Here is a 13,032-nt window from a genome sequence, read left to right as displayed (position 1 = left end):
TTCCACTTACCAGTTCATTTTCAATCTTACCACCACTTACAGAATACAAATAGACATAATCCAGAGAAGATGAATTCAAAACCAACAGTGGATTTGAATATGATGTCAAATCTTGATTGTCTATTTTTATCCATACAGCCTGATCATTTATACCAAAATTAAACTCCTCGCAATTGTTATATGAAAATGTGTCAATGTCAGTTAATACATCATCAATATTTAATTCCTTATCTTTTAATAAATAAGAAAAACACAGAATACTAGTTGTCTTATTTTCAGGAAAAAAATCAGCAGGAATAAAAAGGGTCAGACTAAATAAGAATACAAATATTTTATACATCTTTTCTCCAATCGGGATTTGAAATCACTAAATCATATTCCACCAGAAACTCTCCTCTTGGGCCTATTTCAGTTTTGGAGCATTGTAGATTATTTCTTAGGTCTTGTATGGTTTCTCGTTCATGTGCCTCCGCCATCGGCAAATTGTAAGGGTCTTTCATTACGATAGAGGTAGCCACTAGATCTAATTTGGGATAAAAGAACGTCCCAGAATTACCAATTCCTTCCTCGATTTCGAACCCCTTTTGGAGGGAAGGCTTCAATGTGTACTCTGCTACCAAAGCAAGCAAAGAACCCAATTTTAACTGACTGGCTATCGCAATTCCAGCACGAATCAAAAGCACAGCACCTACACCATATCCTGAAATGGACTTGGAATTCCATAGCCCTGACACCTCTCCGGTTCCTTCTTTAGAATATTGCTTGACTAGTTCAAAAATTTTGTGGTCAACTTGGGAAACCGCCATTTCCATAGGCAGCGGATAGTTGGGATGGGCTATGTGAATTCTTAATCCACTCACAATTTCGCCTGTTTCTTCAAGCTCAACGGTTACGACATACACAAAGGGATTAAACATCCAATCATTGTTGGAAGAAGTAACCTTGGTGACACCATATTGCCTCAATACGTCAGCATGGCCTTTCACAAATCTTTCACACCTGACCGGCTCGTCTATCGCCCTAAATGCTTTGAACTTAAACATTTTAAACCAGAATTAAGGTGTCTTCTACATCTCGACGGTAGGCTCTTACAGAAGGCTCACCGGCTTTGTTAAGCCTAAACATAAACAAATCCTGAATGCCATTGTCGTTATTGAATATGACGTCGAATTTATTTTTCAATTTTTTGATTTCTTTTTCTTCCTCCTGAGTAAATCCATGATTTTCTTCGCGAAGGACTTTCTGGAAAATAAAAAGCATTGCAGTTACGGGCTGAAAACTTATTCCCATCAGATTTGCTTTAATCCAGATTCTCTGTAAAACTTTCCCCGCTTCCAAATAGGATTTGGGTGAAAATTCACTCCCCTGCAACAGCAGGATTGCGGAAGAAGTACACAATGTATCTTTTGAAATTTTAGTTAATCCATAGCCCATCAAAAACTTCCTGAAAAACTTTACAGTTCTTGGATCTTTCAGAAGTCCCATAGCAGCTTTTTCTGTGCCTGACATTTCCAATGTCGCAATATCAATTCCATCTTTTGTTTCGATGGCATCCTTTTCACTCCAGCGGACTTCTTTGATAAAATCCATCAATCCTTCCTCATGGAAGAATCTCATTCGATCCATCCCTCCTACTATTTCCGCCAAACTTTCGAGATCCTTTTTTTCTTCGGCAATTTTAATTGAAAGCCCTTCCTGTGCAGCAAAACCAGCCAATTCGTCCAATTGAGATTTTTGGAGCAGCTGTCTACCGTTGTTTTTTCTATTTGTACAACGCAAAGCAACCCCATCTACCAACTCATGATGCGGCACTGGAATGGAAGATTTAAATTTTGCGATAAACCGGATCGAGCAAATCAAATCATCTTCAAACTCTTGAATTTGATTGATCATCTCTATTTCGATGCCCTCTTTTGCCGCAGCCAACCTTAAATTTTCAAGCGCTGCCCCAAAGGCAATCAAGGATCCGGTTCCTTTAAAGTCCAGCATCGAATGACTCCTTTCTTTGTCATGAAACAGGTGAAGAATTCCCTTTCGGTCAAAAATCCAAATCCAAGGCTGAATATTGCCACCTGAAGGTGCCATGTTGGCCAAGGACAAGATCTTCTTGAGTTCCTCGGCTGATAAAATATACCCGGATTGGAGAATGTTATCCGGAAGTTTTTTCAAAAGTCGTAAGGCAGAATCTGAGGCATTGGGATAATGGGGAAGTAATTCTACTTCATCAGGCTGGTCAATTTTTACGATTTCATCAAAGTCAACGTAAAATCTCCCCGAAGGAACTTTGTCTCCCAAAAGCAACCTCCTACCTACATGCGCAACTGAAGCCCCTCCCAAAAAAACTCCGGAGGCCAACTGGGGCCAGGAGGTAATCGAAGATCCAATTTCCAGCAAAGAGGCCTTCATACGCAGCGAAAGTGTCTCCAAGCCAGTGATTTTCAATACGATGGCCACTCGTTCCTTGTTGGACAAATTTGCCAGTTCAGCCTTGGTAATTCCCTCCAGCATTCCATGAAAAATTGGCCTCTGGGGCTCAAGGTCAAATCGCTCTATATCCAGCATGCCTCGATCAGAGGTATCCATCATGACTGGTACGTTGGCTTCCTTCGATTTTTCCCTGAGTAAAACTTTTATGTCCAAGCTATCGCACTCATCTACCAGAAGGTCCAACTTGCCGTTTCCCATCAAAAACTCCTGGATATTTCCTTCATGAATTCCTTCCCGAAAAAGTGTGACTTTTAAATAGGGGTCTATTTCAGAAATTTCTCGTGCGGCAATCACTACTTTTTCAATACCTAGACTGGTTACCCCGGCTTTTAATCTATTGAGGTTACTGAGTTCAAGCGTATCAAAATCTGCAAGTCTCATTTCTCCACAACTTCTCTCCAAAGCCATTGCTAATGCTATACTTTGACCAACAGAAAGACCAACGATACCCACCTTCTTTTTACTTAATTCTGCCTGTTCGGAGGGTGTTATTTTATAATTATTTCGAAGTGTCCGAACTCTAACAAACTCTTCCTCACCGAGTATATGCACTAAAGTGTTTTTCCAAGGATAAAAAACCCAGTTTCCATAAAAATCTCTCTCTTTATCTATAAAAAAATCAACAACCATTTTCTCTAATTCACTTTTTGAAAATTGAATTTCAGGTTGATTAGCTTTTATCAAATCCATCACTTGACTATCGATAGCATCAACCGTATACACGTATTTGCTCAATCTTAAGTCCTGTATTTCCTCCCAATGTGAAGAGTATGTTGGAAGGAGGATTATAGGTTTGACTTGATCTTGAAGATCAAATCTGGTTTTGGTAAGCATAGCTAGACTTTAGGGTGATAAAGCTGAGTAAAGTTAATTTTTTCGGATTTAAGTCAAATTATTTAGTAATTAATTTATTGATAAAAAGAACTAAAAACTCACTAGCTTGGCATAAAATAACACACCCTCTTCCAAATGTTTGTTTTTTAATTTTAAAACAGATTATTTGGTCAGTAAAATCCCCGAATTAAGGAACCCTTTGGATGGAAAATCAGCCAGAAGAAAAAATCAAAATCCTTTACGTAGACGATGAAGAGAATAATCTTCAGGCATTTAAAGCCACGTTCAGAAGGGATTATAAAATCTTTCTCGCCATTTCAGCAAAAGAGGGAGAAGAAATTCTTTCAAAAGAGGACATTGACATCATCATTACCGATCAGCGGATGCCGGAAAAAACCGGTGTGGAATTTCTTGAAAGTATAATTCCTGTTCACCCTAAGCCTATTCGTCTTTTGCTAACCGGATACACGGACATCCAGGCGGTAATTGATGCAATCAATAAAGGTCAGGTTTACCATTACCTGACAAAGCCTTGGGAAGAAGATTACCTGAGAACTGTAATCAAAAATGCCTTCGAAGTTTATTCTCTCAGACGGGAAAATGAACGATTAACCGAAGCGTTGCTAAAAGCAAACGAGCAATTGGAGTTTTTACTCCGTCAGAATCTGCTTTCCTGATCAATACCTGGCTGCAAGCAACAATTGCAATTCCTTGTGATTTAAGCCAAACTTTCGTGCTAAAAATGCATTGGTCAGACTTCCTCGATAGGTGTAAACTCCTCTAAGAAACCACTTGTAGTTAAAAATCATTTCCTCTGCTCCACCCAAGTCGGACATTTGCAAAATAATTGGGGTAAAAATGTTGCTTAGTGAATAAGATGCCGTCCTGGCCACACGTGAGGCTATGTTGGGTACGCAGTAATGGATGATATCATGGACTTTGTAGACAGGATCATCATGAGTGGTCATCCTGGCTGTTTCAATACATCCACCCTGGTCTATTCCAACGTCAATGATAATTCCTCCGTGAATCATATTCGCCACCATCTCTTCGGTGACAACGATTTTGTTTCTTCCTTTCTCAGCTCGAAGCGCTCCAATAACTACATCAGCTTCCGCCAAGGCCTGTCCTAAGCTGTAATTATCAATGGTAGAAGTATAGATTTGCTGTCCCAGAAGTTGTTTTATCCTCCTCAGCTTATAAATGTGATTATCAAAAATCTTGATATTGGCACCTAAGCCGATTGCGGTTCGGGCCGCATATTCTGCTACGGTTCCGGCTCCTATAATTACCACCTGAGTAGGAGGAACTCCGGTGACCCCTCCTAAAATCAACCCTTTTCCCTCATTAACACTGGAAAGATATTCAGCCGCAATGAGCATCACGGTGCTTCCGGCAATTTCCGACATGGCTCTGACCACTGGCATACCACCTACTTTATCCTCCAGGTACTCAAAGGCTACTGCCGTGATCTTTTTGTCATTCAAGGCCTTGATAAATTCAGCATCCTGCTTTTCCAGTTGCAAGGCAGAAATCAGGCAGCTCCCGGGAGACATTTCGGCTATCTCCTCAATCGTCAAGGGATCGACTTTTAATACTACTTCGGCAGATAAAACTTCTTTCCTGGAATAGACAATCTTTGCCCCTGCATCTGAATAATCCTGGTCTTTAAATTTGGCATGCAATCCAGCACCTGACTCTACGATTACCTGGATATCATTATTACTTAGCAAACCAACGGCTTCAGGAGTTAAAACCACTCGGTTTTCCTGGGTGGAAATTTCCTTTGGAAGTCCTACGTGAAGTGGCTTGGCTCCCTTTTTCACCTGTATGGGAGACTCTTTGGTAACCAGCCCTACAGAGGTAAGTTCGCTTAATTCAGTTGACATCTTTGGAATGTTGAATAGTGATTGCCCTGCTTTGATCTGAGTTGGAACTTATTCGGATCAGGAGAAAATCTTCAGGGATGAACTCTGCAATTTTCTCTGCCCATTCGATCCAACAATATTCTCCACTATAAAAATACTCTTCTATTCCGATATCCAATGCCTCTGTAGGATCATCCAAACGATAAAAATCAAAATGATAAATTTTCGGTCCAGTCAATGTTGAATATTCATTGACTATCCCAAACGTCGGACTGCTGACCTGATCCTTCACTCCCATTTCTCCTGCAAGGGCTTTGATCAATGTGGTCTTACCTGCTCCCATTTGCCCTTGAAAAATCCAGATTTTTTCCTCACCTGCCACTCCAATCACTTGATGGGCAGCTTCTTGTATTTGATCCAGTGTGTAAGAAAAGTTGAACAAGGAATATTAAGATTTGGAGCTAAGATGCACTATCGGCACGATCATTTCCTCCAAAGATATACCTCCGTGCTGAAAAGTGTCTTTGTAGTAGTTGACATAATAGTTGTAATTGTTGGGATACGCGAAAAAGTAATCCTCCACCGCAAAAACATAGGAAGAGGAAACGTTTAATCTGGGCAGTTTTGCATCCTCCGGTTTCCTGATTTCAAAAACCTTTCCGGGCTCAAAATTTAAATTCTTCCCCTGTTTGTACCGGAGGTTGGTTGTGACATTTTTGTCTCCAATGATCCGATAGGGTTTATTGACTTTTTTGGTTCCGTGATCAGTAGTCACAATGACATCAGCTCCAGCGTGTTGAATTTTTTTGAACAGGTCGAATAATGAGGAATGCTCAAACCAACTTCGGGTAAGTGAACGGTAAGCTGATTCATCAGGAGCCAATTCACGGATCATTTTCATGTCTGTCCGGGCATGAGACACCATATCAACGAAGTTGTAAACCAACACATTTAGATCGTTCTGGAGGAATGTATGAAACTGATCCAGCACTGCTTTTCCTTGTTGGGTCTGAATTATCTTGTTATAAGTGAATTTAATGGGAAGCCTGTTTCGATCTAGGTTTATTCGAATCCAATCCTCTTCGAAGTTATTCTTTCCTTCATCCGTGTCTTCATCCTCCCATAGTTTTGGATAAAGCCGTGCCATGTCCATAGGCATCATTCCACTGAATAAGGCATTTCTTGCAAAAGCCGTAGTGGTAGGAAGGATGCTGAAATAGGTATCCTTTTCCTCCACGTTAAAATATGGAGTCAACAATGACTCAATGTCCTCCCATTGGTCCAATCGAAGATTGTCAATTACAATCAAAAAGACCGGCTTTCTACTTTTCAAAACCGGAAAAACCTTCTCCTGAAGTACTTTGTGAGACAAAAGGGGTTTATCTGCATTTTTCTCATCCATCCAGTCTAAGTAATTCTCCTTAATAAATCGAGCGAACGAAGAATTTGCCTCGGACTTTTGGTTTTCAAGCACCTCCAGCATGTTTTTGTTTTCGGTAGAGTCAATCTGAAGTTCCCAAAAGGTCAATTTTCGGTATAAATCAGCCCAATCCTGATGGTCTCTTGCTTCACCTAAGGCCAAGCTGATCTGCATGAATTCCTGCTGGTAATTCTGAGTTGTCTTGGAATCAATCAGTTGCTTGTTCTGAAGAATTTTTTTCACTGAAAGCCAAATCTGACTTGGATTGAGTGGCTTGATCAGGTAATCGGCAATTTTTCCTCCAATCGCATCATCCATGATATGCTCTTCCTCGCTTTTAGTTATCATGACCACCGGGATCTGGGGTTTGATCTGCTTGATCTGTTGCAAAGTCTCCAAACCAGTCATTCCCGGCATCATTTCATCCAAAAAAATAACGTCAAAATTTCTAGCCTCGACTTCTTCTATTGCATCCACACCGGAATTGACCGTAGTGATCTCATAGCCTTTTTGTTTCAAAAAAAGGATGTGTGGTTTGAGCAAGTCGATTTCATCGTCTGCCCAGAGGATGTTGAATTTTTGAGACATTTGGGGTTCCCTTTCTTTTAAAATTATAATTACTTTTGAGTCAATCAAATGAGCGCTGATTGAAAAGCCAGAAAATACTCAATGATCCGGTTTACGGATTTATTACCATCCCCAGTGAGTTAATTTTCACGATCATTGATCATCCTTACTTCCAGAGACTACGCCGGATCAAGCAGTTAGGTTTGACCGATTTTGTCTATCCCGGAGCACTGCATACCCGATTTCACCATGCTATCGGGGCCATGCATCTGATGAGCATCACGCTGGACAATCTACGAATAAAAGGAACCGACATTTCCGAAGAGGAATATGAAGCCGCATTAATTGCAATTTTGCTTCATGACATTGGCCATGGACCGTTTTCCCATGCGTTGGAATACAGTCTGCTCAAGGGAGTCCCTCATGAAGAACTCTCACTCCTAACCATTGAACTCCTAAATGAGCAATTAGGTGGCAAATTGGACCTTGCTTTACGAATTTTTAAGAATCAGTATGAACGGAAATTTTTGAACCAGCTCGTTTCCAGCCAGTTGGATATTGACAGACTGGATTACCTTCAGCGAGATTGTTTCTTTACGGGAGTTTCGGAGGGCACGATCGGAGCCGACCGGATCATCAAAATGATGGATGTTAAAGACGGTCAGCTGGTCATTGAGGAAAAAGGAATTTACTCCATCGAAAACTTTCTGAGTGCCCGAAGACTGATGTATTGGCAGGTGTACCTTCACAAAACCACTGTCAGTGCCGAAAAAATGCTCATCAATCTGATTCAGCGGGCAAAAATGCTGGCTCAATCAGGAATGGCTTTTACGGTAACAGAAGAGCTTGAGTTTTTTATGAAAAACGACTTTACCTTGGAAGATTTCAGAAAAGACAAAAAACTGCTGGAGAATTTCCTCAGTATGGATGATTTCGATATTTGGGGAGCGATCAAGCTTTGGAAAAGTCATGACGATTATGTGCTGAGAAACATATCTCAAATGTTTCTGACTAGAAATCTCTTCAAAATCAATTTGGTTAACGAGCCATTTTCATCCACGGAATTGGAGGAAATGAAAGCCAAAACCCTTAAAAAATTACAGATACCAGAGGACGATATCGATTATTTCTTCAGTTCCGGGACTGTGAGCAACTACGGATATTTAGCCAAAGACCGAATCAATATCCTTACTAAAAAAGGAAAAGTCCTGGATGTCGCGATGGCCGCAGACCTACCAAACATCAAAGTAATGAGCAAGATTGTGGAGAAACATTACGTATGTAAAGCCAAAAGCCTAATTTTAACTAAATAAATCCACCAGCAGTATATGGAATTCACGCTAGGCCAGATAGCCGCACTTTTGGGAGGAAAAGCAGAAGGAGATGAAAATCAAAAAGTAAACCGTCTGGATAAAATCCAGGAAGGTGGACCAGGAGGTATTAGTTTTTTGGCCAATGAAAAATACGAGCCATTTCTCTATGAAACTGACTCTACGGCAGTAATTGTTTCGGAGGATTTCAAGCCAATAAAACCCTTTAAAACCACACTGATTCGAGTTAAGGACGCCTATTTAGGATTTACCATGCTATTGGAAGCGTACGCTCAATTCACCAAAGCATCTTTGGTAGGAGTCGAAGAACCAAGCTTTTTTCATTCAAGCAGCACGATTGGAGAAAATCATTACCGGGGAGCTTTTTCCTACGTTGGGAAGAACTGCCAAATCGGAAAAAATGTGAAAATCCACCCTCAGGCTTATATCGGCAATGGAGTGAAAATCGGTGATGGTACCATTGTCCATCCCGGCGCAAGAATCTGTTCAGACACCCAGATTGGTAATAATTGTGAGATTTTCCCAGGAGCGGTAATCGGAGCGGATGGGTTTGGCTTTGCTCCTCAGCCAGACGGAACATACAAAGCAATCCCACAAATCGGCAATGTAATCTTGGAAGACAACGTGAGCATAGGGTCAAACACCACCGTAGACTGTGCGACAATGGGTTCTACAGTGATTAAAAAAGGCGCAAAAATTGACAATCAGGTACAAATCGCCCACAACGTGGTCATCGGAGAAAACACCGTGATTGCAGCTCAAACAGGGATCTCCGGGTCTACTGAAATCGGTAAAAATTGTGTTATCGCAGGAAAAGCTGGAATTGTAGGACACATTAAAATTGCCGATCATACTACAATCGGTGCCAATACCGGAATCAGTAAATCCATCAAAAAATCAGGCCAAACCTTATTTGGCTATATGTCCATGGATGTTAAAGACTTTTTGAGATCCTACACCCTGTTCAAAAATCTGGACGACCTCGAGAAGCGAATCAAAGAACTGGAAAAAAAGGGCTAATTTTGCTGCCTTGAAATTCCGAAAGGAAAACACATCATGAAATCGAGCATAACGACAACATCAATCACCAAGTTGATTTTAAACCATGCAAGATTCCATCTGACTGCTGCAAAAATTAAAAACAGATGAAAGTAAAACAGCATACCATCAAAAAACAGGTGGAACTTTCCGGAGTTGGCTTGCACACCGGGGTCGTTTCGAATATGACTTTTCTGCCAGCCCCCCCAAACCATGGCATCAAATTCCAGCGTATTGATCTCGAGGGACGCCCAACGGTAGATGCAGATTGTGACTTAGTGGTGGACGTGTCCCGTGGCACTACTTTAGAACAAAATGGCGCCAGAGTCTACACTGTGGAGCATGTTTTAGCAGCCTTGGTAGGACTTGAAATTGACAATGTGCTGATTCAGTTGGATGGCCCAGAGCCTCCGATTATGGATGGTTCCTCCATTCAGTTTATTGAAGTATTGGAAGAAGCTGGCTTTGAAGAACAGAATGCCCTTCGAAGATTTTTTGAAGTTCAGGAAAGCATCCAATACAAAGATTCCGCCCGGGAAGTGGAAATGGTGGCATTGCCAACAGACAATTACCGAGTGACTGTCATGGTGGATTACAATTCACCGGTGTTGGGTAGTCAACACGCTTCCATTACCGATATCAGCCAATTCAGAACAGAAATAGCATCATGCCGAACATTCTGTTTCCTTCATGAACTTGAGATGCTTTACAACTCCAACTTGATCAAAGGAGGAGATTTGAATAATGCCATTGTGGTCGTGGACCGTGTGGTAGAAAAAGACGAACTGGCACACCTCGCCAAAATGTTCAACAAGCAGACCGTTGAAGTCAAAAAGGAAGGTATTCTAAACAATGTGGATCTGCGCTACCGCAATGAACCTGCACGTCATAAACTTCTTGATGTAGTGGGAGATTTGGCATTAGTGGGGAGACCCCTGAAAGCTCAGATTCTTGCTGCACGTCCAGGTCATGCCGCAAATGTGGCTTTTGCAAAAAAACTGAAGCGGGCAATGGAAAAAGCCGGAGCATCCCATATTCCTCACTACGACCCGAAGCTGCCTCCGGTGATGGACATCAATCAGATTAGCAATATCTTGCCTCACCGCTATCCCTTTCAGCTTATTGACAAAATCATATATTTGGATGATACGGTGGTAGCTGGGGTGAAAAATGTCACCATGAACGAACCTTTCTTTATGGGCCATTTCCCGGGAAATCCGGTAATGCCGGGTGTTCTTCAAGTTGAAGCCATGGCACAGACAGGAGGGATTTTGGTTTTGAGTTCAGTAGAAGACCCTGAGAACTACTGGACTTATTTCCTGGGAATTGAAAATTGCAAATTCAGAAAAATGGTATTACCGGGCGATACCTTGGTATTCAAGTGCGAACTTTTAGCGCCGATCAGAAGAGGAATCGCAAAGATGAGAGGCGAAGCCTATGTTGGCAATACTCTTGTGTGTGAAGCCGTAATGACTGCCAGCATAACCCGAAAAGAATCATGATTAGTACACTCGCACACATAGATCCAAAAGCACAATTGGGAGACAACGTCCATGTGGACCCTTTTACCATGATTCATGGGGATGTGATTATCGGTGAAAACACTTGGATCGGTTCTAATGTAACGATCTATCCAGGAGCTCGAATTGGTAAAAACTGCAGGATTTTCCCAGGTGCTGTGATAGCAGGTATTCCCCAGGATTTGAAGTTTCAAGGTGAGGAATCTACTGTTGTGGTAGGTGACAATACGACCATCCGAGAATGCGTGACCATCAGCAGGGGTACCGTTGACAAGCAAACCACTGTAGTGGGCAGCAATTGCCTGCTCATGGCTTATGTCCATGTGGCTCACGACTGTATGATTGGAAGCAATGTGATCATCGCCAACTCGGTACAGATTGCCGGACATGTCTCAATTGACGATTGGGCAATTATCGGAGGATCAAGCGCAGTACATCAGTTTGTAAAAATCGGAATGCATGCCATGATTTCAGGAGGTTCTTTGGTCAGAAAAGACGTACCTCCATTTACCAAAGCTGCACGGGAACCGCTATCCTATGCCGGGGTGAATTCTCTTGGACTTAGAAGAAGAGGCTTTTCCAGTGAAACAATTTCCCACATTCAGGAGGTTTACCGTTACCTTTTCCTCAACAGTATGAATAACAGCCGGGCCTTAGAAGAAATCGAAATCAACCTCCCCGCTACCAAGGAAAGAGACGAGATTCTAAACTTCATCCGATCTTCCGAGCGTGGGGTAATGAAAGGCTACATCAACTGATATGCTGAAAATCCAGTTGCAGGAGGCTTCAAAGCGCTTTCAATACGAATGGATTTTTAAAAATCTCAGCCTGCAATTGAAGTCAGGGGAATCCCTTGCAATCACCGGTGGAAATGGCTCAGGAAAATCAACCTTGCTGAAATGCCTCTCCGGAGTCATCCCAATCACCTCCGGAAAAATAAATTGGGATTCTCAAAATGGATTGATCCCTGAATCCGAATGGTATCAGCATCTTTCCATTTCTGCTCCCTACCTTGAACTTCCTGAGGAATTCAGCCTTCGCGAGCTGATCCAATTTCACTTCAATTTCAAGAAGCCTTTGAATGGTATCACTCCAGATGAATTGATTGAAATTCTCTATTTGGATCAGCATTCTTCCAAACCCATTTCTCAATTCTCCTCCGGAATGAAGCAACGCTTAAAGCTTGGATTGGCCATATTTTCAGATGTCCCATTGGTTTTATTGGATGAACCTACTTCAAATCTTGACAAGAAAGGGATCATTTGGTACGCTGATTTGATCCAAAAATTTCAATATAATCGAATCCTAATCGTGTGCTCCAATGAGCCTCGGGAGTATGAATTTTGTTTACATAAACTGGCTTTGGAAGATTTTAAGTGAACGTTTAAACTTTGATCTTTGGGCGATATCTCTAATTTTACAATTCTTTAATTAGTTTTTATGAAAATAGCTTTTTGGAAACTTGCCCTAGTGGCGTTGATGTTTGTAGGAATTCAAGCCTGTGGCGAAGACAATCCAACTCCAGCAAAAACCGCTGAGGAATTAGCGACCGAAGCCCTGACCGGCACAGGAACTCAAGCTTGGGGAGTCGCTGGTGGTGGTTCGGTAACCCGTGATGGACGCGTAGTAACCGACTTATATGCGACTTTCGACCTGATCCTTAATTCAGGCTCTTCCAAAACTTATACCTCAAGAAACAGCAACGATCTGTTTGACTCCAACGGAAACTGGGCTTTTGCAGGAACCAATTTTGATAAATTCACCCTGACAGGAACAAAGCCTGCTGCAGGTAGAGAGATATCATTCACGCAAAATGGCACCAATCTCACTTTGATATTCACCATACCCGCACCTGGGGCGAGAATTAACGGTCAGCTAGCTGTGGCAGGGAATTATACTTTTGTTCTGGTCAAAAAGTAACAGATCCAGACAAAAAATGAAAGGGAGCTTTTACCAAGCTCCCTTTT

General features: G+C 41.7%; 13 protein-coding genes. 7 read left to right on the top strand and 6 right to left on the bottom strand.

Annotated features, from left to right (window positions below; translation table 11 throughout):
- The 3 genes from D0X99_RS20040 to D0X99_RS20030 form a co-directional block, all read right to left on the bottom strand.
- Positions 1-340: 7TMR-DISMED2 domain-containing protein (locus tag D0X99_RS20040; RefSeq protein ID WP_317133440.1), on the bottom strand; the 340-nt coding region annotated here is incomplete at its 3' end.
- Positions 333-1,043, bottom strand: coding sequence for a hypothetical protein (locus D0X99_RS20035; RefSeq protein ID WP_119479659.1), 711 nt, complete (start codon positions 1,041-1,043; stop codon positions 333-335). The genes D0X99_RS20040 and D0X99_RS20035, both read right to left, overlap by 8 nt.
- Position 1,044: 1 nt before the next feature.
- The gene (locus tag D0X99_RS20030) at positions 1,045-3,321 is read right to left on the bottom strand and encodes an Rv1355c family protein (RefSeq protein WP_119479658.1); all 2,277 of its coding nucleotides are present in this window, start codon (positions 3,319-3,321) and stop codon (positions 1,045-1,047) included.
- A gap of 203 nt (positions 3,322-3,524) precedes the next feature.
- Here D0X99_RS20030 and D0X99_RS20025 point away from each other — a divergent pair, with 203 nt between their 5' ends.
- Complete coding sequence (locus tag D0X99_RS20025; RefSeq protein WP_119479657.1) at positions 3,525-3,998, top strand: response regulator; 474 nt, start codon at positions 3,525-3,527, stop codon at positions 3,996-3,998.
- On the opposite strand, the gene D0X99_RS20020 is transcribed toward D0X99_RS20025, so the two are convergent.
- From D0X99_RS20020 to porX, 3 genes are read right to left on the bottom strand one after another with little or no spacing between them, the layout of a single operon-like run.
- Positions 3,999-5,210 carry an alanine dehydrogenase gene (locus D0X99_RS20020; protein ID WP_119479656.1) on the bottom strand — a complete coding sequence of 404 codons (1,212 nt, stop codon included), beginning with the start codon at positions 5,208-5,210 and terminating at the stop codon, positions 3,999-4,001.
- Complete coding sequence (tsaE, locus tag D0X99_RS20015; protein ID WP_233553768.1) at positions 5,200-5,631, bottom strand: tRNA (adenosine(37)-N6)-threonylcarbamoyltransferase complex ATPase subunit type 1 TsaE; 432 nt, start codon at positions 5,629-5,631, stop codon at positions 5,200-5,202. Before tsaE ends, D0X99_RS20020 begins: the two co-directional genes overlap by 11 nt.
- 6 nt (positions 5,632-5,637) lie before the next feature.
- Entirely contained in the window at positions 5,638-7,197 is a 1,560-nt protein-coding gene (porX, locus tag D0X99_RS20010) for a T9SS response regulator signal transducer PorX (protein WP_119479655.1), read from the bottom strand.
- A 59-nt stretch (positions 7,198-7,256) separates the two neighbouring features.
- Here porX and D0X99_RS20005 point away from each other — a divergent pair, with 59 nt between their 5' ends.
- The 6 genes from D0X99_RS20005 to D0X99_RS19980 all read left to right on the top strand — a co-directional run bounded on the left by D0X99_RS20005 (position 7,257) and on the right by D0X99_RS19980 (position 12,985).
- On the top strand, positions 7,257-8,489 hold the full coding sequence (locus tag D0X99_RS20005; protein WP_119479654.1) for an HD domain-containing protein: 1,233 nt from the start codon (positions 7,257-7,259) through the stop codon (positions 8,487-8,489).
- A gap of 15 nt (positions 8,490-8,504) precedes the next feature.
- The gene (lpxD, locus tag D0X99_RS20000) at positions 8,505-9,527 is read left to right on the top strand and encodes a UDP-3-O-(3-hydroxymyristoyl)glucosamine N-acyltransferase (RefSeq protein ID WP_119479653.1); all 1,023 of its coding nucleotides are present in this window, start codon (positions 8,505-8,507) and stop codon (positions 9,525-9,527) included.
- A gap of 125 nt (positions 9,528-9,652) precedes the next feature.
- Positions 9,653-11,047: a bifunctional UDP-3-O-[3-hydroxymyristoyl] N-acetylglucosamine deacetylase/3-hydroxyacyl-ACP dehydratase gene (locus D0X99_RS19995; protein WP_119479652.1), complete on the top strand. Its 1,395-nt coding sequence runs from the start codon at positions 9,653-9,655 to the stop codon at positions 11,045-11,047.
- Positions 11,044-11,823 carry an acyl-ACP--UDP-N-acetylglucosamine O-acyltransferase gene (gene lpxA, locus D0X99_RS19990; protein WP_119479651.1) on the top strand — a complete coding sequence of 260 codons (780 nt, stop codon included), beginning with the start codon at positions 11,044-11,046 and terminating at the stop codon, positions 11,821-11,823. The genes D0X99_RS19995 and lpxA overlap by 4 nt, the downstream gene beginning before the upstream one ends.
- A 1-nt stretch (position 11,824) precedes the next feature.
- Positions 11,825-12,445: an ABC transporter ATP-binding protein gene (locus tag D0X99_RS19985; RefSeq protein ID WP_119479650.1), complete on the top strand. Its 621-nt coding sequence runs from the start codon at positions 11,825-11,827 to the stop codon at positions 12,443-12,445.
- A gap of 60 nt (positions 12,446-12,505) precedes the next feature.
- The gene (locus tag D0X99_RS19980) at positions 12,506-12,985 is read left to right on the top strand and encodes a hypothetical protein (protein WP_119479649.1); all 480 of its coding nucleotides are present in this window, start codon (positions 12,506-12,508) and stop codon (positions 12,983-12,985) included.
- The last annotated feature ends 47 nt before the right edge of the window (positions 12,986-13,032 follow it).

The organism is Algoriphagus lacus, assembly GCF_003583985.1.
Lineage (GTDB): Bacteria > Bacteroidota > Bacteroidia > Cytophagales > Cyclobacteriaceae > Algoriphagus > Algoriphagus lacus.
Note: the sequence above shows the minus strand (reverse complement) of the source record. Positions and strands in the feature narration are given on the sequence as shown.

What these genes read in the sequence shown, in the direction of transcription:
- D0X99_RS20035 (WP_119479659.1), bottom strand. Translation starts at nt 1,043, where the DNA reads ATGTTTAAGTTCAAAGCATTTAGGGCGATAGACGAGCCGGTCAGGTGT.
- D0X99_RS20030 (WP_119479658.1), bottom strand. Translation starts at nt 3,321, where the DNA reads ATGCTTACCAAAACCAGATTTGATCTTCAAGATCAAGTCAAACCTATA.
- D0X99_RS20025 (WP_119479657.1), top strand. Translation starts at nt 3,525, where the DNA reads ATGGAAAATCAGCCAGAAGAAAAAATCAAAATCCTTTACGTAGACGAT.
- D0X99_RS20020 (WP_119479656.1), bottom strand. Translation starts at nt 5,210, where the DNA reads ATGTCAACTGAATTAAGCGAACTTACCTCTGTAGGGCTGGTTACCAAA.
- porX (WP_119479655.1), bottom strand. Translation starts at nt 7,197, where the DNA reads ATGTCTCAAAAATTCAACATCCTCTGGGCAGACGATGAAATCGACTTG.
- lpxD (WP_119479653.1), top strand. Translation starts at nt 8,505, where the DNA reads ATGGAATTCACGCTAGGCCAGATAGCCGCACTTTTGGGAGGAAAAGCA.
- D0X99_RS19995 (WP_119479652.1), top strand. Translation starts at nt 9,653, where the DNA reads ATGAAAGTAAAACAGCATACCATCAAAAAACAGGTGGAACTTTCCGGA.
- lpxA (WP_119479651.1), top strand. Translation starts at nt 11,044, where the DNA reads ATGATTAGTACACTCGCACACATAGATCCAAAAGCACAATTGGGAGAC.
- D0X99_RS19985 (WP_119479650.1), top strand. Translation starts at nt 11,825, where the DNA reads ATGCTGAAAATCCAGTTGCAGGAGGCTTCAAAGCGCTTTCAATACGAA.
- D0X99_RS19980 (WP_119479649.1), top strand. Translation starts at nt 12,506, where the DNA reads ATGAAAATAGCTTTTTGGAAACTTGCCCTAGTGGCGTTGATGTTTGTA.